This is a genomic window from Desulfovibrio piger (genome assembly GCF_012843875.1).
Lineage (GTDB): Bacteria > Desulfobacterota > Desulfovibrionia > Desulfovibrionales > Desulfovibrionaceae > Desulfovibrio.
Genome location: NZ_JABAFY010000015.1, coordinates 1 through 18,991 on the forward strand (window position 1 = coordinate 1; position 18,991 = coordinate 18,991).

General features: G+C 67.0%; 17 protein-coding genes. 13 read left to right on the top strand and 4 right to left on the bottom strand.

The genetic code is table 11. From position 1 onward, the window contains the following. Positions 1-248: 248 nt before the first annotated feature. A complete protein-coding gene (locus HF854_RS05515; RefSeq protein ID WP_168935398.1) occupies positions 249-1,841 on the bottom strand; it encodes a DUF4139 domain-containing protein in 1,593 nt (530 codons plus the stop codon). A 296-nt stretch (positions 1,842-2,137) separates the two neighbouring features. After that, positions 2,138-3,820: an energy-dependent translational throttle protein EttA gene (gene ettA, locus HF854_RS05520; RefSeq protein ID WP_168935399.1), complete on the bottom strand. Its 1,683-nt coding sequence runs from the start codon at positions 3,818-3,820 to the stop codon at positions 2,138-2,140. 251 nt (positions 3,821-4,071) lie between these two features. Here ettA and HF854_RS05525 point away from each other — a divergent pair, with 251 nt between their 5' ends. From HF854_RS05525 to pgl, 6 genes are all read left to right on the top strand, one after another. Next, positions 4,072-5,028, top strand: coding sequence for a bile acid:sodium symporter family protein (locus HF854_RS05525; protein ID WP_168935400.1), 957 nt, complete (start codon positions 4,072-4,074; stop codon positions 5,026-5,028). Then, a complete protein-coding gene (locus HF854_RS05530; RefSeq protein ID WP_006003889.1) occupies positions 5,025-6,251 on the top strand; it encodes an aromatic amino acid transporter in 1,227 nt (408 codons plus the stop codon). Before HF854_RS05525 ends, HF854_RS05530 begins: the two co-directional genes overlap by 4 nt. 24 nt (positions 6,252-6,275) lie before the next feature. Further along, on the top strand, positions 6,276-6,656 hold the full coding sequence (locus HF854_RS05535) for a RidA family protein (RefSeq protein ID WP_006003888.1): 381 nt from the start codon (positions 6,276-6,278) through the stop codon (positions 6,654-6,656). Between the two features lie 122 nt (positions 6,657-6,778). Next, positions 6,779-7,900 carry a metallophosphoesterase gene (locus tag HF854_RS05540; RefSeq protein WP_168935401.1) on the top strand — a complete coding sequence of 374 codons (1,122 nt, stop codon included), beginning with the start codon at positions 6,779-6,781 and terminating at the stop codon, positions 7,898-7,900. A gap of 159 nt (positions 7,901-8,059) precedes the next feature. Continuing rightward, on the top strand, positions 8,060-8,815 hold the full coding sequence (locus tag HF854_RS05545) for a class I SAM-dependent methyltransferase (RefSeq protein ID WP_168935402.1): 756 nt from the start codon (positions 8,060-8,062) through the stop codon (positions 8,813-8,815). Between the two features lie 212 nt (positions 8,816-9,027). Continuing rightward, positions 9,028-9,777 (top strand): 6-phosphogluconolactonase, encoded by a 750-nt coding sequence (pgl, locus tag HF854_RS05550; RefSeq protein ID WP_168935403.1) that lies wholly within the window; start codon positions 9,028-9,030, stop codon positions 9,775-9,777. A gap of 149 nt (positions 9,778-9,926) precedes the next feature. On the opposite strand, the gene HF854_RS05555 is transcribed toward pgl, so the two are convergent. Then, positions 9,927-10,946: a M15 family metallopeptidase gene (locus HF854_RS05555; RefSeq protein WP_168935404.1), complete on the bottom strand. Its 1,020-nt coding sequence runs from the start codon at positions 10,944-10,946 to the stop codon at positions 9,927-9,929. Between the two features lie 62 nt (positions 10,947-11,008). On the opposite strand from HF854_RS05555, the gene HF854_RS05560 reads away from it, so the two are divergent. Continuing rightward, entirely contained in the window at positions 11,009-12,355 is a 1,347-nt protein-coding gene (locus tag HF854_RS05560; RefSeq protein ID WP_168935405.1) for a MiaB/RimO family radical SAM methylthiotransferase, read from the top strand. A gap of 380 nt (positions 12,356-12,735) precedes the next feature. Continuing rightward, complete coding sequence (locus HF854_RS05565) at positions 12,736-13,224, top strand: hypothetical protein (protein WP_168935406.1); 489 nt, start codon at positions 12,736-12,738, stop codon at positions 13,222-13,224. 269 nt (positions 13,225-13,493) lie between these two features. Here the strand turns inward: HF854_RS05565 and HF854_RS05570 are convergent, their stop codons facing one another. Continuing rightward, on the bottom strand, positions 13,494-14,075 hold the full coding sequence (locus HF854_RS05570; RefSeq protein WP_040368924.1) for a DJ-1/PfpI family protein: 582 nt from the start codon (positions 14,073-14,075) through the stop codon (positions 13,494-13,496). A gap of 204 nt (positions 14,076-14,279) precedes the next feature. Here HF854_RS05570 and HF854_RS05575 point away from each other — a divergent pair, with 204 nt between their 5' ends. From HF854_RS05575 to recJ, 5 genes are all read left to right on the top strand, one after another. After that, positions 14,280-14,576, top strand: a complete 297-nt coding sequence (locus HF854_RS05575; RefSeq protein WP_168935407.1) for an FmdB family zinc ribbon protein — start codon at positions 14,280-14,282, stop codon at positions 14,574-14,576. Positions 14,577-14,721: 145 nt separating this feature from the next. Next, a complete protein-coding gene (locus HF854_RS05580; protein WP_168935408.1) occupies positions 14,722-15,600 on the top strand; it encodes a YicC/YloC family endoribonuclease in 879 nt (292 codons plus the stop codon). 73 nt (positions 15,601-15,673) lie between these two features. Continuing rightward, positions 15,674-16,291, top strand: coding sequence for a guanylate kinase (gene gmk, locus HF854_RS05585; protein ID WP_168935409.1), 618 nt, complete (start codon positions 15,674-15,676; stop codon positions 16,289-16,291). Positions 16,292-16,304: 13 nt separating this feature from the next. Beyond that, positions 16,305-16,997 carry an orotidine-5'-phosphate decarboxylase gene (gene pyrF, locus HF854_RS05590; RefSeq protein ID WP_168935410.1) on the top strand — a complete coding sequence of 231 codons (693 nt, stop codon included), beginning with the start codon at positions 16,305-16,307 and terminating at the stop codon, positions 16,995-16,997. A 105-nt stretch (positions 16,998-17,102) separates the two neighbouring features. Continuing rightward, positions 17,103-18,833: a single-stranded-DNA-specific exonuclease RecJ gene (gene recJ, locus HF854_RS05595; RefSeq protein WP_168935411.1), complete on the top strand. Its 1,731-nt coding sequence runs from the start codon at positions 17,103-17,105 to the stop codon at positions 18,831-18,833. Positions 18,834-18,991: the final 158 nt, after the last annotated feature.

Sequence of the window (18,991 nt, forward strand, 5' to 3'; positions counted from 1 at the left end):
CCCCCCCCCCCCCCCCCCCCCCCCCCCCCCCCCCCCCCCCCCCCCCCCCCCCCCCCCCCCCCCCCCCCCCCCCCAAACCAGACCTGCCCCCACCTTCAGACAAGTACCGAGTCTCTTCTTCCCGCCATCCCTGCCCGGCGACCAGCCTGCGAAGAGACGAAAAAAGGGTGGGATGTCCCGCCCTTGTCCGGCCTCCAGTCCCTCCCGCCGTCAGGCGACGGAAGGGACCTCACAACAAAAAAAACGTTTTACGGCGCCACAGGGCTCAGGCCCAGCTCGGCCGGTGCGCTGACGTTCACGCCGTGGCTGATGCTGCGGCTCTCGCCCGCGGGCACCTCCACCTTCCAGAACAGGCTGTGATCCTCGCCCTTCTGCGCCCGGGTGCCGTCCAGCGACACTTCCACGGACTTGTTGACGGGCAGGGGCTCGGGCCGCTCCACACGCACCGTCACGGCCTGGGCACGCGCGTTGTGCACCGTGTAGGTCCAGTTCCAGCTCCAGGTCTGGCGCTTGCCGATGATCCCGGTCTCTCCGCGACGTTTGTCGTCCGTGGTGGTGGTCACCGACACGCGGGGATCCACCCCGAAATAGAGGCGCACCTTATTGCCTTCGGGCACGAAACGCCCCGATCCCACCGGCAGGCCGTCCACGGAGAACTCGGCCTGGGCCGAAGGCCAGGGAGTGCTGTCCAGCGCCCGTTCCACCATCAGCCACACCGGGCTGCCCTGCTCGTCAGGACGGGCCACCCACTGCAAGGGGGCCTTCCATTCTTCCTGCCGCAGCACAAGGCGTTCCTGCCCCTGCGGCAGGGTCACGCGGCCCAGATCCCAGCGGGCATAGGTGCCCTTGTCCAGCACCGGCACAGGAGCGGCGGGAGCGTTGGGCGCGCTGTCGGCCCGGGCGGCCAGCACCACAGGGGCGGCCTTGAATTCCGCAGCGGCCCGGGCGTAAGGACGCGGCACCGGGCCCTCGTCCACCCGCCAGACAGGCAGGGCGGGCGCATCCAGCGGACGGGCGTCCTGCCAGACGATGGACAGGTCACACCCGCGCCAGTCCATGCCCGAGTTCTGGCGCAACCGGGCCGTCAGGAGCACGCGGACAGTGCCTTCTTCCGGCCGGGCATCCAGATCATAGACGGGATCCCAGCCGCTGTTGTCCAGCGTGTAGGCGTAGCGTACGCAGACCTTCCCGGCCGGTGCGCCGTCCAGCAGCAGGATCACCAGCTGGCCGCTCTCCGTCACGCGCGGCAGGCTGGCCAGCACATTGCTGATGGTCTTCAGCTCGCGCTGCAGGGCGGCCTGACGCTCACGCAGACGGGGGATGACTTCGGCCATGCGGGCATCCAGCTTTTCCAGAGCTTCCAGGCTCCGTTCCCCGGCATGGGCCGTCCACAGGCCAAGACGGGCCGAGACGGCTTCCAGCTCGCCTTCCACGGCACGCTTGCGGGCCAGCAGATCCTGGCGGCGGCGGGCGTCACCGTCGGCCACTGCGGCCGGGGCCACCCGGCTGCGCCAGCTGGCAAGACGCACGTCCCCCAGGTCGAACTGCAGGTTGCGGGCGTTCTCGGGCACGAAAAGTTCCACACGCCCCACGCCGTCCCGCACACGGACCTCCAGCTCTTCCTCCCCCTGCACCAGCGCGTGGGTGGGGAAGAGGGAGACCTGCTTCGGGCGCAGGAAGGTATGCGGCGCTTCGTCCACCAGGCCGAACGTGGCCGCGGTGGCGCCTTCGCGGGCCCAGACCGGCCCGGATACGGGGACAAGGCTCATGCCCGCCAGCAGGAGCGAGACTCCCAGCAGGCGGGAAGGGATACGACGGTGTCCAGTTGTCTTTTGTTTCATCATCCTGTTCCTGACTTTTCAGGTCAGTAATACCGCCCTGTCCGGAACCGGCAGGTGGCCTGTGCCCAGGCCGGGAAGAGGAAAAGGATCCCGGGGCGGGCGCCCCGGACAGGAAGGCGAAGGGAAAAGCCGGGAAAGACGTCCCGGCCGGGACGGGGACACGGCACCATGCCGTGCCTCCGGGAAAGCCCTGTCTGCCGGGTCGTCCCGGGGGCAGGCAGGAAAGGCGGGGCCGGGCCGCCCCGTCGCGCCCATGCCGGCAAGGGCACGGAGCGACGGGACAGCCGCGGCGAACATCAGCGGGTCAGCTTGCGGAACTTGGGCCGGTGCGGGGTCTCCGCTTCCTTGCCCAGACGCTTCTTGCGGTCTTCCTCGTATTCGCTGAAGTTGCCCTCGAAGAAGATGACGCTGGAGTCGCCCTCGAAGGCCATGATGTGCGTGGCGATGCGGTCCAGGAACCAGCGGTCGTGGCTCACCACCAGCACGCAGCCGGCGAAGTTGTCCAGGGCGTCTTCCAGGGCGCGCATGGTGTTGACGTCAATATCGTTGGTGGGTTCGTCGAGCAGCAGCACGTTGGCGCCGGATTTCAGCATCCGGGCCAGGTGCAGACGGTTGCGCTCGCCACCGGAAAGCACGTCCACCTTCTTCTGCTGGTCGGCACCGTGGAAGTTGAAGCGCGTGCAGTAGGCACGGGCGTTGACTTCGCGGCTGCCCAGCTTGATGGTGTCGTGGCCTTCGCTGATGATGTCGTACACGCTCTTGCCCGGTTCCAGGGACTCGCGGCCCTGGTCCACATAGGCGAACTGCACGGTATCGCCCACCTTCACGGTGCCGGTATCGGGCTGTTCCTGCCCCACCAGCATCTTGAAGAGCGTGGTCTTGCCCGCGCCGTTGGGGCCGATGATGCCCACGATGGCACCGGCCGGGATGATGGCGTTGACATCTTCCATCAGCACACGGTCGCCCATGCTCTTGCTGACGCCGGTGAGCTCGATGACGCTCTTGCCCAGACGCGGTCCCGGCGGGATGTAGATCTCCAGATCCGGGGCGTGCTTCTCGCTCTCGTGGGAGAGCATGGCCTCGTAGGCGTTGATGCGGGCCTTGCCCTTGGCGTGGCGGCCCTTGGGCGACATGCGGATCCACTCCAGTTCGCGGGCCAGGGTCTTCTGGCGGTCGGCTTCGGCCTTTTCCTCATTGGCCAGGCGCTTCTGCTTCTGTTCCAGCCAGGAGGAGTAGTTGCCCTTCCACGGGATGCCCCGGCCGCGGTCCAGTTCCAGGATCCAGCCGGCCACGTTGTCCAGGAAGTAGCGGTCGTGGGTCACGGCGATGACCGTACCGGGGAAGGTGGAGAGGTAACGCTCCAGCCAGGCCACGGATTCGGCATCCAGATGGTTGGTGGGTTCGTCCAGCAGCAGGATGTCCGGGGCCTGCAGCAGCAGGCGGCACAGGGCCACGCGGCGGCGTTCGCCACCGGAGATCTTGTCCACGGTCATGTCGGCCGGCGGGCAGCGCAGGGCGTCCATGGCCATTTCCAGACGGGCGTCCAGATCCCACACGCCCTTGTGGTCCATCAGTTCCTGCACCTGGGCCTGACGCTCGATGAGGGCGTCCATCTCCTCAGGTTCCATGGGTTCGGCGAAACGGGCATTGATTTCCTCGAACTCCTTGGCGATGGCCATGAGTTCGCTCACACCCTCTTCCACCACCTCGCGCACGGTACGGGTCTCCCCGGCCAGGGGTTCCTGTTCCAGGTAGCCGATGGTGTAGCCGGGAGCCAGCACGGTCTTGCCGTCAAAGGCTTCGTCCACACCGGCCAGGATCTTCAGCAGGCTGGACTTGCCCGCGCCGTTGAGGCCCAAAACGCCGATCTTGGCCCCGTAGAAGTACGAAAGGGAGATGTCCTTCAGCACTTCTTTCTGGCCGTGGCGCTTGGACACGTGGATCATGGAATAAATGATCTTGTCCGGTTCGTTGCTCATAGTATCCTCAAAAGTGATGTGTGCCGGCCGGGCCGGCAGGGCGTACAGTCTAGCCGGGCTTGCGCCACATTTCAAGCACGCGCCGCAGCCACGGGAACATGCCCGGCGTCAGGGATGCGTGAGCGACGCCCCTTTGCCCACGCCCCCGGCCGAGGATTTTGTCTGTTCCCGCGGCCGGATGAACGGCTTGATTTGCCGCCCTGAGTCTGCCAAGATGCATGGTTCGTCATGTCCGCAAAGGAGGAGGCCGTATGCTGTCGGTTCTGCGCAGGCTCAGTGTCGTTCTGACCCGCTTCATGGGTGTCATCATCATCGCCTTCTCGGCGCTGGCCCTGTGGCAACCCTGGATCTTTTCCTGGGTGGCGCCGCATATTTCCGCCATGCTGGGCATCATCATGCTGGGCATGGGCATGACCCTGCACTGGCAGGACTTCAGCCATGTGCTGCGGCATCCCCGCGATCTGGGGCTGGGACTGGTGGTGCAGTTCGGCTGCATGCCGCTGCTGGCCTTTGCCCTGTGCCATGTGTTCGCCCTGCCGCCGGAACTGGCCATGGGCATGATCCTGGTGGGCACGGCCCCGGGCGGGACTGCCTCCAACGTGCTGACCTTCATCGCCCGCGGCGACGTGGCTTTTTCCGTAGCCATGACGGCAGCGGCCACCCTGGTCTCGCTGCTGCTGACCCCGCCGCTGACCTGGCTGCTGGGCGGTGTGTGGGTGCCGGTGGACATGGGCGGCCTTTTCTGGTCCATCGTCAAGATCGTGCTGGTGCCCGTGCTGCTGGGTCTGCTGCTGCACCATTTCCAGCGCGGCCTGGTGGACAGGCTCATGCCCTTCCTGCCGCTGGCCTCGGCCCTGGTCATCACCCTGGTCATCGCCGGCATCATCGCCGTCAATGCGCAGAACATCCTTTCGGCCGGGCCCGCCATCTTCGCGGCGGTCATCGCCCACAACCTCCTTGGCCTGGCCGTGGGCTGGTTCGCCGCCTGCCGGCTGCGCTTTGCGCCGTCGCGCCGCCGCGCCCTGGCCATAGAGATAGGCACACAGAATTCCGGGCTGGCCACAGCCCTGGCGCTGGCGCACTTTACGCCTGCCGCCGCCATTGCCGGCGCCCTGTTCAGCGTCTGGCAGAACATTTCCGGCGCGCTGCTCTCCAACTTCTGGGCAACGCGTCCCGTAACGTCTGATTCCGGGGAGAAGGATTCATGAAGTTCATTTTCGGTGAGGGTTTCCAACGCACTCTGGGCGGTTCCATGATGGTGGCCGGTACGGCCATCGGCGCGGGCATGCTGGCCCTGCCCATGACCTCGGCCGGCATGTGGTTCAACTGGTCCATGGTGCTCATGCTGCTTTCCTGGTTCTGCATGCTGCGCGCCAGCCAGGCCATCCTTGAAGTCAACCTGCTGTTCGAGCCCGGCGACAGCCTGCACACCCTGGTGCAGAACACGCTGGGTTCCTTCTGGAGCGTGCTCAACGGCTTTTCCGTGGCCTTCGTGCTCTACACGCTGGTCTATGCCTACGTCAGCAGCGGCGGCTCCGTGGTCCAGCATGCCCTGCAGTCCAGCTGGGGCATCACGCCGCCCCGTGTCCTCACCAGCCTGATCTTCACCATCCTGCTCACGGCCTGTGTCTGGTGGAGCTCCAAGGCTGTGGACCGTCTGTCCGCCATCCTCATGGGCGGCATGGTCATCACCTTCCTGCTGTCCATCGGCGGCATGATCGGTCAGGCCCGCCTGGATTCCATGCTGGGCCTGGACGGCCAGAGCGGCGAATTCATCTTCATCTTCGGCGCGGCCTCCACCTACCTGACCTCCTTCTGCTTCCACGCCTCGGTGCCCAGCCTCATCAAATATCTGGGCAAGGACGCCCGCACCATCAACAGCTGCCTGCGCATCGGTACGGTCATCGCCCTGCTCTGCTACGTGGTCTGGATCGCCGCCGCCGACGGCATCATCCCGCGTGACGACTTCAAGCACATCACCAACGTGGGCGATCTGGTGGCCGCTTCCGGCACCAGCCTGGGCGGCATCATCCTCAAGATGCTGGAGGCCTTTGCCCTGTTCGCCATCGCCACGTCCTTCCTGGGCGCGGGCCTTGGCCTGTTCGACTACATGGCCGACCTGTGCGGCTTCGACAACAGCCGCCTGGGCCGCACCAAGACCATGCTCATCACCTTCGTGCCGCCCATGATCGGCGGCATCATCTGGCCCGACGGCTTCCTGCCCGCCATCGGCTGGGCCGGTCTGGCGGCCTCCATCTGGTCGGTCATCGTGCCCGCCCTGCTGCTGCGCGCCAGCCGCCGCAAGTTCCAGGCCAGCCTGTACCGCGTGCCCGGCGGTTCCACCACCGTGCCCCTGCTGCTGGTCTACGGCATCATCGTGGCCGTCTGCCATACCCTGTATGTCTTCAACCTGCTGCCTGTCTTCAAGTAGCAGCCAATACGCAAGGAGTTCCTCATGAACAAGGACGTCATCAGCACCCCCAACGCTCCTGCCGCCGTGGGCCCCTACAGCCAGGGCATCCGCGTGGGCGACATTTTCTTCCTCTCCGGCCAGATCCCGCTGGATCCCGCCACCGGCAAGCTGGTGGAAGGCGACATCTGCGCCCAGGCCGAGCAGTGCTGCAAGAACGTGGTGGCCCTGCTGGAATCCCAGGGCCTGACCACCGCCAACGTGGTCAAGACCACCGTGTTCATCGCCGACATGAACGACTTCCCCAAGGTCAACGAAGTCTACAAGAAATACTTCTGCGAACCCTTCCCCGCCCGTTCCTGCGTGGCCATCAAGAGCCTGCCTCTGGGCGCCCAGGTGGAAGTGGAAGCCATCGCCGCCCTCTAAGCCTGTCCGGGAGGGGCGTCCTGCAAAGGGATGCCCCTCCTTTTTCCATCCGGCTCCCTGCGTTCCCCCGGCCGGCTTCCTGCCGCCTGTCCCGGAGCCGCGCCTTCCTCCGCTCCCTGCCTATGCTCAAGATCGTCACGACCATCCTTTGCGTCTACATGCTGGTCCGCTGCGTGCTGCCCCTGCGCTGCAAGCGGCCGCTCAAGATGCTGCTGGCCCTGCTGGTGCTGCTGGTGGGCTTCCGCCTGCACATTTTTTCCCTGCTCTACGCCACCTTCAATCCCGAGCTGCCGCGCTGGGTGCTGGTCAGCACGGGCGTGCCGCATGTGCTTTTCTTCCTGCTGGCCCTGCTCTCGCTGCTTCGGGACGGCGTCTGCCTCATCTGGTGGCTGGCGCGCCGCCTGCGTCCGGGCCTTCCGGCCCTGCCCGGCAGCAACCGGCAGATGGCCGCCCTGCTGCTGGTGGCCCTGGTGATGACCGTCATGGCCGTGCCCGCGGCACTGCGTGTCCCCGATGTCCGCACGCAGGAGATCGTCCTGCCCGGCCTGCCTCCCGCCCTGGACGGCCTGCGCGTGGCCCAGCTCACGGACCTGCACATCAGCCGCAACTTCCCCGCCGAGTGGACCCGGGCCGTGGTGGACAGGACCAATGCCCTCAGGCCGGACATCATCCTGCTCACGGGAGACCTTATGGACGGCAGCCCCGCCCTGCGGCGCGAGGACTTCGCGCCCATGGCCGACCTGCGGGCGCCGCTGGGCGTCTTCGCCTGCCCGGGCAACCATGAATATTACTCCGACCTGCCTGCCTGGCGGCCCGTCCTGCGCGCTCACGGCATCACCCTGCTGGAGAACGAGGCCGTGGTGCTGCCGGTGCGGGACAGCCACCTGACCGTGGCCGGTGTCACCGACAATGTGGCCGGTCGCTTCGGCCTGCCCGGTCCCGATCCGCACAGGGCCCTGGAGGGGACGCCGCGACCGCGCATCCTCATGGCCCACAAGCCGGAGCTCTTCCATGAGACGGCCCCGGAAATCGACCTGCAGCTTTCCGGCCATACCCACGGCGGGCTGGCCCTGCTGCTGGATCAGGGCGTGGCCCTGTTCAACGGCGGTTTCGTGCGCGGCTGGTATGCCCGGGACGACGCCCGCCTGTATGTGGGCCCCGGCAGCGGCCTGTGGGGCGGTTTTCCCCTGCGCCTGGGCGTGCCTTCCGAGATCCTGCTGCTGGTCCTGCGCGCGCCGCGGTGACGCATAGCCCTCCCGGAGCCCGTCTGCCCGCCTTTTTTCCGCTCCCGCAGGCCGGACATCCCCTGGAGCATCGGGACTTCATCCCGCATCCCTCTTGCCTGCCGCTCCGGCAGGCCCTACATTAGCAGGATAGAGAACCCTCACCTTCAAGGAGCCTGCATGCCCCTCCAGCCCCCCAGCCCGTTCCATCAGCACATCGCCCTGCCGGAAAGGACAGCCCTGCTGCTCTCCATGCTGGCCCCCTGGCCGCGCCGGGGCAGAGAATTGCTGGTCATCGGCTGCGGGGCGGGGCATGTCCTGCCTCCGCTCTGGCAGAGCGGCTTTGACCTGAGCGCCTGCGAGACCTCTCCGGCCCTGCGGGAACAGGCCCGGCGCAGGGCCCCGCAAGGCGTGGAGATAGAAGCCGCGTCCCCGGACTGGCTGCCCTTTGCCGACAACAGTTTCGACTGGGTACTGCTGCGGGCCGACGAACTGCCGCCCGCCGCCCTGCCTGCGACCTTGGGCGAGGCCTGCCGCGTGGCGGCCTGCGGTCTGGCCCTCACCTTCTGGAACAGCGCCTCCCTGCCCTGGCTGACCTGGCGGCTGCACGGACGTCGCCATGCCTGGCCCGGGCACTGCCTGCCCTTCTGGACCGCCTGGCGACTGCTGGCCGCCCGCCCGGGACGACTGCACGCGGCAAGCTGCCTCTGGCGGCCCGCCTGCCGCTGGCATCACGGGACGCACGTCCATGCCGCGGCCCTTTCCCGCCTGCCCTTCGGGGCCTGGTGCGTCCTGCGTCTGGACATGTCGCCCCGCCGTACGGGCACGCCCCTGCCCCTGCGTCTGCGCCCCCGTCTGGATACCGCCCGCCCCGTCATGGAGTACGACTCCCTGCGCACCACCGGCCAGCCCCCGGCACAAAAACAGCATCCCTGAATCACAGGAAAAATTTTTTCTGTTCCCGGAGACCACAGCGCAGGGGATTTTCGGCATTCCTCTCCCGCCCGCAGCGGCAGACAAGCCTCAGGGGGCTTGCCGCCGGCACCGGCCTGCATTATGGTGGTACGTCCTGAAGGAAATGACAGCAACACGGGCGGTATCCTGTGCCGCGCCGTTTTTATTGCGCAGTCCACAATAAGGAGATCATCATGAAAGCGCGCAGCAGATCCATCCATCTTTCCGTGCATATCCATAAAGATCCTGCCGCCATGGCCGAGCGCGCCGCCCATATCCTGGCCGCCGCCTGTGAAGAAGCCGTGGCCGAACGCGGCGTGTTCCGCATCGCCCTTTCCGGCGGCCAGACGCCCATCCCCCTGTTCCGTCTGCTGGCGGCCAGTGACTGGGCCGACCGCCTGCCCTGGGACAAGATGAACTTTTTCTGGGTGGACGAACGCTGCGTGGGTCCCGACCATCCTGACAGCAACTACGGCCTTGCCCGCCGCGAACTGCTGAGCCATGTGCCTGCCACCCACTTCTACCGCATGCGCGGCGACATCGACCCGGTGGAAGCTGCCGTCAAATACGAGCAGCAGATCCGTCAGGACTTCAATATCGGTCCCAACGACCTGCCCCGCTTCGACTTCATGATTCTGGGCATGGGCGATGACGGCCACACCGGTTCCATCTTCCCCAACTCTCCGGCCCTGGCCGAACGCAAGCGTCTGGTCATCGACCAGTATGTGCCCGAACGCAAGGCCGACCGCCTGACCCTGACCCTGCCGGTCATCAACAACTCCCGCTGCTGCATGTTCCTGGTCACGGGCAAGGAAAAGCATCAGGTGCTGGGCCAGGTGCTTGATCTGCTGGCCGAGCCCACCCTGCCTGCCCAGATGGTGCGCCCCAGCGTGGGCGACCTGATCTGGGTCGTGGACGAGGCCGCGGCCACCGGTCAGGACTAGGCCGTCCTGCCATACGAATGACAAAGGAGGGGCCCCACCGGGACCCCTCCTTTTTTTGCGGGTTCTGCCTGCCCGACGCGTTCGCGACGACACATCATCCCCGCCCCGGCTCGCTGCCCGCCAGGGACGGCCGTCGGGACAGATGCCTCTCAGCCGTTGCTCCCCCCGGCCGCCCCCACTCCCGACAGGCCATGAGGGGACGCGACTGTGCCGCCGTCCCGCTCGGCCCCGCCGGAAAGACCTTCGAGCCCGCTCCCGCCCGCCGTCTCCAGCTGGTGCAGCACACGGGCCTTGGCCATGATCTCGGGCCGGTATTCGAAGTGCATCAGATCGTACTCATGCCATTTGCCGCCCCAGATGAAGCCCTCGGCCTCGAAGGCCCGGACGATCTCGCTGTCGTAGGACTGTTGCAGGGGATGGCGCTCCATCCTAGCCCAGCGCCAGTACGGCGCCCGCTGCGGGCTCAGATCGATGGCGATACCGAAGGAATGCGGGCTCAGGCGCTGCTCTCCGGCAATGTGGCGCCACAAAAAGCCTCCGGCCGAGACCAGCCAGGGCTTGAGTTCCGGCCGCTGCCGCACGGCCTCGCGCAGGCGGCCGTCCACGGCGACCAGCGCCCGCACGGCGGCCCCGCTCATCCGCACCTTGCGCCCCTGCAGGGACGTCACGCCCAGGCCCCGGCGGACCGTGGCCGCATCCGCACCGTACAGGGCCTTCAAAAAGGCATAGCTGCGCCAGCGGCCGGGTGAATAGCCCAGTGGCGTGGCCGCCCGTTCCGGGTCCGGCAGATAGGGCAAGTGCATGCTGGCACGCAGCGAGACATCCATGCGTGCGGGATCGAGACGCCGGGCCAGGCGCTGTTCCCTGTCCAGCAGGGTCGCATCATCATAAGGATGGGCCGCCAGCTCCGCTGCCGAGGCATAGAGCACCCGCCGCTCCCCTTCCAGGCGCAGCCAGATCCCGTCAGGCCCGGATTCCACCGCCCTGATCTGCGGGTAGGCCGAACGCAGGCACAGCAGATTGATACGGTCCTCGGCGGACAGCCCGGACAGCTCGCCGCCACGTTCGCCGGCAGCCGTCTCCGCCGTACAGCACAGCGGCAGCAGCAACAGCCACAACAGCAGCCCGCCCCAGCGGGAGGGATGCCGCCCCACACATCCTTTCATCATCCATCTCCAGCGGGCCCGGCCGCCTCTTGTCAAGGGGACGGCCTTTGCCCTACATAGCAGCCATGCAAGCATGGAAATTCTACTTCATTACCTTTGGCTGTAAGGTGAACCAGTACGAAACGCAATCCCTGCGCGAGGCCTGGCAGGCCCGTGGCGGCGTGGAATGCGACGACCCCGCCCAGGCGGACGTGGTCTGCGTCAACAGTTGCGCCATCACGGCCCGAGGGGAGCGCGATGCCCGCAATGCCGTGTTCCGCCTGCGCCGTGCGGCCCCCGCTGCCCGCCTGATCCTGACCGGTTGTGCGGCCCGCCTGTTCGAGGACTTTCGCCGGCACGGCCACGAGGACTGCGTGCAGCCGGACCTCGTCCTGCCCCAGGGCGACAAGCGCCTGCTGCTGGCCGGGCCCTGGACGGAAGAAGCCCAGGCTCTGGCAGGAGAAGCGCAGGCCCCTTCCTACCCGCCCTTTGCCATCAGCGGCTTCCGGCGCGCCCGCCCCGTGCTCAAGGTGCAGGACGGCTGCCAGCACCGCTGCACCTACTGCATCGTGCCCCTCACCCGCGGCCGCTGCCTGAGCCGCCCGCCGGAAGACGTCATCGCCGAGGCCCGGCGCCTGTTGCTGGCCGGACATGCCGAGATCATGATCTCCGGCATCAATCTGCGCCAGTATGGCCGGGACAACGCCGCTTTCGGGGATTTCTGGAGTCTGCTCCGCCGTCTGGATGCCGCCCTGGCCCCGGAATTCGCCGGACGCGGCCGCTTCCGCATCAGCTCCCTGGAGCCGTCGCAGCTCGATGACGAAGGGGTGGAGACCCTTATGGCCTGCCGCATGCTCTGCCCGCAGCTGCACATCTCGCTGCAGCATGCCAGCCAGCCCGTGCTGCGCCGCATGGGCCGCGGCCACTACACGGCAGAAATGCTCCAGCGTGCCGTGGGACGCCTGCACGCCCACTGGCCCGTCATGGGGCTGGGGGCGGACATCATCGCGGGCTTCCCGGGCGAGCGTGAGGAAGATGTGGCCTGCCTGCTGGACTTCGTGCGCGAGACGCCCTTCAGCTATGCCCACGTCTTCCCCTATTCCCGTCGCCCCGGCACTGCCGCCGACCGCTTTGACGGCCACCTGCCCCAGCAGGTCAAGCAGGAGCGGGCCGCCCGCGTCCGCGCCGCCGTGGAAGAACGCCGTCAGGCTTTCTGGCAGGCACAGCTGGCCCTGCCGCGCATGCTGCTGGCCGCCGACAGCCCCGCTCCCGACCAGGCCCCTGCCCGCCGTCGCAAAGCCATCAAGGGCGTCAATGAATTCTATGTGCCCTGCATCCTGCCCGCCGGGACCCATCCCGGTCGCGAACTGCTGGCCGTACGTCCCCTGTCCGTCACGGACAAGGGGCTGCTGGTGGAGCCGCTGGCGGACTAGATCTCGTTGTTCCGGAGCCCGGGGAGGGGCGTTGCCGTCCCGTCGCTGTCGATGTCCGAAGCCCTGCCGGGCATGCCCGCAAGGCACTCAGGACAGTGGCAGCAGCGGCCAGCGCCTTCTCCGGCTCCATCCTCTCAAGATACCGCGTGATACGGGGGATGGTTGCCGGAAAGAACTTGCTAAAAGTTCCGATTCCTGAAATAAAACATAGCAACAAAATATGTTTCTTGCTCCCCGTCCCAACGGCCGGACGGGAAAGTCCCGCTCCCGACAACAAGATCTGCCCGCCACCGCCCCGTGCCACGGCATGCATGACTGGAGCGAACGCTCTCCCTCCCCTCCTTTCCGGCCGCATCCCTGTAACCAAGAGAGGAAAAGCCATGTCCTGCCGCTATGCTCTCCCCGCCCTTTTGGGCCTCACCCTGCTGGCATCCGGCTGTGCCGGCGGTTTTTCCCGTCATTATCAGGCGGCGGACGACCATGTCCGCCCCGTGGATACCCTTGAATCCTGTAGCGCCCCCCGCGTGGAACAGCTCCCGGCATCCGTTATGGAAAAACGCCTTGCCGCGGCCCTTGCTGACGGCTATGTCCGTCTGGGCCGGGCCACATGGGAAAGCGCCGTCCCCGCATCCGCCGACGATGCCGCCGCCCAGGCGAGCCGTGTGGGTGCCTGCCTCGTGCTCCAGAGCGTGACGCCCATCCCCCAGCAGCCGGAAAAGCCCCACTACCAGGCGCATCCCGGCTTCGTCTCGCGCATCGGCCAGCGCGGCATCTTTGCCGAGGACAACAGCGGGAACCTGGGCGGCCCGTCCACGCAGCCTGCGGTGCGTTACCGCAATGACGCCGTCTTCCTTGCCCGCACGAGGTAGAGAGGCAACCCTCTTCCCCGCCGGAGAAAGAAGACAGGCCCGCACCGGCAGCCCAGGATCTTCCTGTCGGCTACCGGGGCAGGCACATGCCGGATGGGCCGGACAGCGCTGTGCCTGCATCCCCGGCCATCCCCATACGCCCCACCCGTATGGCGCATGCCTTTGGTTTCGCGCCTCGGGGCTCAACAGACGAATCCATACACAAAGAGGGAGCCGTGCCGCAGGGCAGGCTCCCTCCTCTTCTGTCAGGGGATATTGTTATTCGCTGGCTAGATGCTGATCTGGGCGCCCAGCAGCTTGACGAAGGCGGCGATCCAGGCCGGATGCGCAGGCCAGGCCGGAGCCGTGACCAGATTGCCGTCCACCACCGCGTTGCTGGCCGTGGCGTTGAAGTCATGCCAGGTGGCGCCCGCGGCCACCACATCGGGCTTGACCGCAGCGTAGCAGGTGCAGGTGCGGCCCTTGAGGATGCCCGCGCTCACCAGCAGCTGGGGGCCGTGGCAGATGGCAGCGATGGGTTTGCCGGCGGCGTCGAATTCACGCACGATCTCCAGCACGCGTTCGTTGAGGCGCAGGTATTCGGGAGCGCGCCCGCCGGGCACCACCAGACCGGCGTAGTCGGCCACATCGACCTTGTCGAAGTCATAGTTGATAGCGAAGTTGTGGCCGCGCTTCTCGCTGTAGGTCTGGTCGCCCTCGAAGTCATGGATGGCCGTGCGCACGAAATCACCGGCCTTCTTGCCGGGGCAGACGGCGTGGACTTCGTAGCCCAGCATCAGCAGCATCTGGAAAGGCACCATCACTTCGTAATCTTCCACATAATCGCCGGCCAGCAGCAGAATCTTTTTCATCGTATACTCCTGTGCGGCAAGGCGCCCGTCCGGAACAAAGAAGCCGGGCCCGCTCTTGCCATCGCTCATATACTGCTTATATAAGCAGCGGAACGTTACAGACAAGAGGCAGGCCGGAGCTTTTCCGTCCCGGCGGCTGCCTGCCGATACACCCCACTGTCCCGCGGCCCCGGCTGCCGCCCAAAACATGGCAAGGAGTGCTCCATGCCCCTGTATGATTTTGTCTGCCCCGCCTGTGGGGCCCAGTTCGAAGAGCTGGCGTTCGGTGACGAGACGCCCGCCTGCCCCCAGTGCGGCCATGCCGAGACCCAGCGCCAGATGAGCGTGCCCAGCCCGCTCAAGACCGGCGCTTTCCCCTTCAAGCCCGGCCCGGTGCATCCGCTGGCCTCCAAGATGGGCAAGGGCCTTGCCGGTTGCGGCCAGGCCGGCGGCTGCGGCGGCAGCACCCCCGCCGCGCCCAGCTCCGGCTCCGCCTGCGGCGGCAACGGCAAGTTCTCCTGAGCCTAGGCTCCTCGTATCCTGGAAGGATACGTTCATTTTGGGGACGCGCCTTCCGCGGCATGTATCCAGCCGCGCGGGCGCGTTCCTTGCATTATGGAGCTGCTTGGCCTATTCTTTTGGAATATTTTCACTTCAGGGGGATATTATGCTGCGCAGTATGACCGGCTTCGGCCGCTGCCTGGTAGAGAGCGAAGGCTTCACCCAGCAATGGGAAGTCAAAAGCGTCAACAGCCGCCATCTGGACCTCAAATGGCGTCTGCCCATGAGCGTGCGCAGCCTTGAGCCGCGCCTGGAAAAAGTGGTGCGCCGCTTCGCCTCCCGCGGCCGCGTGGATATCAGCCTGACCCTCCAGTACACCGGCGGCACCGGCCCCGCGCCGCGCTTTGAGGCCATGCAGGCCGAAGCCATGCTGGACAGCCTGAAAGAACTGGCTGCCCGTCGTGGCGAGTCCTTCACCCCCGACTACAACGCCCTGCTCGCCCTGCCCGGCCTGTGGGGCGATGCCGGTGACGAAGTGGACGAGAGCCTGACCCTGGCCCTGGAAGAAGGCCTCTCCCTGGCCCTGGAGGACTGGAACGACGCCCGCGCCGCCGAGGGCCGCGCCCTGGCCCGCGACATGCATTCCCGCATCCTGCGCATGGAAGAATGGACCGGCCTCATCGCCGAACGCGCGCCCGAGATCAAGGAAGAGCGCGCCGCCGTCATGCGCGAACGCCTCAACGAGGCGCTGGAAGCTGTCAACGGCCTGGACGAGAACCGCTTCCTGCAGGAGGTCACCATCCTGGCCGACCGTCTGGACGTCACCGAAGAGCTGACCCGCCTGCACACCCACCTTGCCCGTCTGCATGAACTGCTGGATGCGGGCAAGGATGCCGGCCGCCGTCTGGACTTCACGCTGCAGGAATGCTTCCGCGAGATCAACACCTGCGGCAACAAGATCCCCGATGTGCAGCTTTCGCGCATGGTGGTCGATTTCAAGAACGAACTGGAAAAGTGCCGCGAGCAGGTACAGAACCTCGAATAGCCGGCGGGTTCCCGTCACGGTCGTCCGACACTGAGCTCCGCGGGCCCTGCCTGCGGAAGGAGATTTTGACATCATGAACAGACTCGGCATCGCGCTGGTCATCAGCGCGCCCTCCGGCACAGGGAAGACCACGCTCATCAAACGCCTGCGCAAGGAATTCCCCAACTTCGGCTATTCCATCTCCTGCACCACCCGCGCCCCCCGCGAGGGCGAAGTGGACGGCAAGGACTATCACTTCCTGAGCCGCGAACGCTTCGTGGAGCTGCGCGACCAGGGCCATTTTGCCGAATGGGCCGAGGTGCACGGCAACTTCTACGGCACGCCCCTGCCCCCTGTGCGCGAGATGCTGGCCAAAGGCCAGGACATCCTGTTCGACATCGACGTGCAGGGCGCCGCCCAGCTGCGCAAGAACATGCCCGATGCCCGCTTCCTCTTCATCCTGCCGCCCTCCATGGAAGAACTGGAACGCCGCCTGCGCGGCCGCGGCCTGGACAGCGAGGACGTCATCCTGCGCCGCCTGGCCAATGCCCGCGCCGAGATGCAGGAAGCGCCCCACTATGATGCCCTCATCGTCAATGACGACCTGGACACGGCTTACGACCACCTGCGCGCCGCCTACCTGGCCGCGACCCTGGCTCCCCACTGCCGCCCCGGGCTGGTGGAGGCCCTGAACAACGGACACCTCCTTTAAAGGAAGAAGAACGATGGCTGCCCAACTCATTGTCGCTCTGGATCTGCCCCGCAAGGAAGACGCTCTCGTCCTGGCCCGCGAACTGCAAGGCGCCGTGCCCTGGTGCAAGGTGGGCATGGAACTGTTCACACTGGCCGGCCCGGACATCATCCGCGAACTGCACGACCTTGGCTTCCATGTCTTCCTGGACATAAAATTCTACGACATCCCCCACACCGTGGCCCAGGCCGTCAAGGCCGCTGCCGCCGCCGGTGCGGAACTGCTGACCCTGCACTGCCAGGGCGGCGAGCGCATGTGCAGCGAGGCCCGTATTGCCGCCGACAGCTACGGCAGCAAGGCTCCCCAGCTTTTCGGCGTCACGGCCCTGACCAGCTTCGGCCCCGGCGAAATGCCCGGCATCAGCGCCGATCCTTCGGACTTTGCCCTGGAGCTGGCCGGCAAGGCCCGCGGCTGGGGCCTGGACGGCGTGGTCTGCTCCGGCCATGAGGCCGCCCGCATCAAGGCCTCCTGTCAGGGCCTGCGCTGCCTGTGCCCCGGCATCCGTCCCGCGGGCGCCGATACCGACGACCAGCAGCGCATCATGACGCCCGCCCGTGCCGTGCAGGCCGGTGCCGACTTCCTGGTGGTGGGACGTCCCATCCTCAAGGCCCCCTCGCCCGCCGAGGCCGCCCGTGCCATCCAGGCCGAGATGAAAGCCGCCGTCTAAAGGAGACCGCATGACAGCCAGCGCCCCTCTTGCCCTTTTCCGCACCTCAAGCATGCCCCGTCGCCCCAGCATCCGGCGTCGCGGGCCTGTCAGGGAGGTGGCGGCATGAAGCGCTGGCTGTTCCGTGAGCCCCCTGCCGGTTCGCCGCCGCGCGGTCTGGCCCGTGAGCTCTCCATCTCTCCCCTGCTGCTGGACATCCTCTGGCGGCGCGGCCTGGACAGCCCCGAAGAGCTGGACGCCTATCTTTCGGCGCGTCTGCCCGATCTGGTGCCGCCGTCCCGCTGGCCCCAGCTCCCGCAGGCGGCCGAGGTCATCAGCAAGGCCCTGCTGGACGGCAAGAAGCTGGCCGTCTGGGGCGACTACGACGTGGACGGCATCACGTCCTCCACGCTGGTGCTGGACGTGCTGGAAGCCCACGGCCTGGAAGCCCTGTGGCATGTGCCCGACCGCCGCAGCGAAGGCTACGGCCTGAACATCCCGGCCATCGAAGAACTGGCCGCGCAGGGCTGCGGCATCCTGCTCACCGTGGACTGCGGCATCTCCGACATGGCGGCCGTGGCCCGCGCCCGCGAGCTGGGCATGACCGTGGTCGTCTCCGACCACCACCTGCCGCCGCCGGAACTGCCCCCGGCCGACGCCATCTGCAATCCCCGTCTGGGCCCGGAAGACGACATGCCCTGCCCCCATCTGGCCGGTGTGGGCGTGGCCTTCTTCCTCATGGCCGCCGTCAACGCGGCCCTGGCCCCGCACACGGGCCGCCGCTTCAAGATGGACAAGGTGCTGGATCTGGTGGCCCTGGGCACGCTGGCCGACGTCATGCGCCTGGGCGGGCAGAACCGCATCCTCGTGCGCGGCGGGCTGGACAAGCTGGCCGAGGCCGCCCGTCCCGGCATCGCCGCCCTCAAGACCGTGAGCGGTTCCGACGCGGCCGCCCGCCTCAACGCCGGGCAGGTGGTCTTCCGTCTGGCGCCGCGCATCAATGCCGCCGGACGCATGGGCGCGGCCGACACCGCTCTCCAGCTGTTGCGCAGCAAGGACCATGTGGAGGCCCTCCGCCTGGCCCAGCATCTGGATGCCCTCAACACCCAGCGCCGCGAGGAAGAGGAGCGCATCTGGGCCGCCGCCCGCGAGCAGGCCCACCGCCAGCTGGAGCAGCGCCAGCGCCCGGCCCTGGTGCTCTACGGCGGCGACTGGCACCCCGGCATCGTGGGCATCGTGGCCTCGCGCATCGTGGAAGAATTCTACCGGCCCACCATCATCCTTTGCGACGACAACAATATGATGAAGGGCTCGGGCCGCTCCATCCGCGAGTTCGACCTTTACGCCGGGCTCCAGAAGACGGCCCACGTGCTGGCGGGCTTCGGCGGCCACAAGCTGGCCGCGGGCGTGCGCCTGGAACCCAATCAGCTGGAACGCTTCCGCGAGGCCTTCGAACGGGTCGTGGCGGACGAGCTGGGCGAGCAGCCCCTGACCCCGGCCCTGCTGCTGGAATGCGAGCTGGATTTCCAGCAGGCTTCGGATTCCGCCTTCTTGCAGGAGCTGGAACTCATGCAGCCCTTTGGGGCAGGCAATGCCGAACCGGTCTTCGCCTCCCCGGAACTCACGGTGGTGGACCGCAGCCCGCTGGGCTACAGCGGCGACCATGTGCGCCTGCGCCTGAAGGACAGCGCCAGCGGCATCACTCTCATGGCCAAGGGCTGGAACATGGCCACGGCCTTCCCGCCCTCTTCCGTGGGCTCACGCATCCGTGTGGCCTATACGCCGCGTCTGGACTACTACCGGGGCGTGGCCTCCATCGACGTGGGCATCAAGGACTGGCAGCCCGTGGCCGACTAGCCCGCGCAAATAAGGATCGTTGAAGGGCCTTCTTCCCGTATGGAAGCGGCCCTTTTGCTTTCTCCTCTGGCGGAGCGCTGGACGCATCTCCGTTCTTCACCAGCTGATGCCGTCCCGCACAGCCGGCAGGTTCCGGGCAGCCATCGCCCTGCTGCCAC

Excerpts from the sequence above, each read along its gene's own strand:
- HF854_RS05565 (WP_168935406.1), top strand. The coding sequence starts at position 12,736 with ATGTCCTGCCGCTATGCTCTCCCCGCCCTTTTGGGCCTCACCCTGCTG.
- ettA (WP_168935399.1), bottom strand. The coding sequence starts at position 3,820 with ATGAGCAACGAACCGGACAAGATCATTTATTCCATGATCCACGTGTCC.
- HF854_RS05555 (WP_168935404.1), bottom strand. The coding sequence starts at position 10,946 with ATGATGAAAGGATGTGTGGGGCGGCATCCCTCCCGCTGGGGCGGGCTG.
- pgl (WP_168935403.1), top strand. The coding sequence starts at position 9,028 with ATGAAAGCGCGCAGCAGATCCATCCATCTTTCCGTGCATATCCATAAA.
- HF854_RS05530 (WP_006003889.1), top strand. The coding sequence starts at position 5,025 with ATGAAGTTCATTTTCGGTGAGGGTTTCCAACGCACTCTGGGCGGTTCC.
- recJ (WP_168935411.1), top strand. The coding sequence starts at position 17,103 with ATGAAGCGCTGGCTGTTCCGTGAGCCCCCTGCCGGTTCGCCGCCGCGC.
- HF854_RS05560 (WP_168935405.1), top strand. The coding sequence starts at position 11,009 with ATGCAAGCATGGAAATTCTACTTCATTACCTTTGGCTGTAAGGTGAAC.
- HF854_RS05575 (WP_168935407.1), top strand. The coding sequence starts at position 14,280 with ATGCCCCTGTATGATTTTGTCTGCCCCGCCTGTGGGGCCCAGTTCGAA.
- HF854_RS05570 (WP_040368924.1), bottom strand. The coding sequence starts at position 14,075 with ATGAAAAAGATTCTGCTGCTGGCCGGCGATTATGTGGAAGATTACGAA.
- HF854_RS05580 (WP_168935408.1), top strand. The coding sequence starts at position 14,722 with ATGCTGCGCAGTATGACCGGCTTCGGCCGCTGCCTGGTAGAGAGCGAA.
- HF854_RS05535 (WP_006003888.1), top strand. The coding sequence starts at position 6,276 with ATGAACAAGGACGTCATCAGCACCCCCAACGCTCCTGCCGCCGTGGGC.
- HF854_RS05525 (WP_168935400.1), top strand. The coding sequence starts at position 4,072 with ATGCTGTCGGTTCTGCGCAGGCTCAGTGTCGTTCTGACCCGCTTCATG.
- HF854_RS05540 (WP_168935401.1), top strand. The coding sequence starts at position 6,779 with ATGCTCAAGATCGTCACGACCATCCTTTGCGTCTACATGCTGGTCCGC.
- pyrF (WP_168935410.1), top strand. The coding sequence starts at position 16,305 with ATGGCTGCCCAACTCATTGTCGCTCTGGATCTGCCCCGCAAGGAAGAC.
- HF854_RS05515 (WP_168935398.1), bottom strand. The coding sequence starts at position 1,841 with ATGAAACAAAAGACAACTGGACACCGTCGTATCCCTTCCCGCCTGCTG.
- gmk (WP_168935409.1), top strand. The coding sequence starts at position 15,674 with ATGAACAGACTCGGCATCGCGCTGGTCATCAGCGCGCCCTCCGGCACA.
- HF854_RS05545 (WP_168935402.1), top strand. The coding sequence starts at position 8,060 with ATGCCCCTCCAGCCCCCCAGCCCGTTCCATCAGCACATCGCCCTGCCG.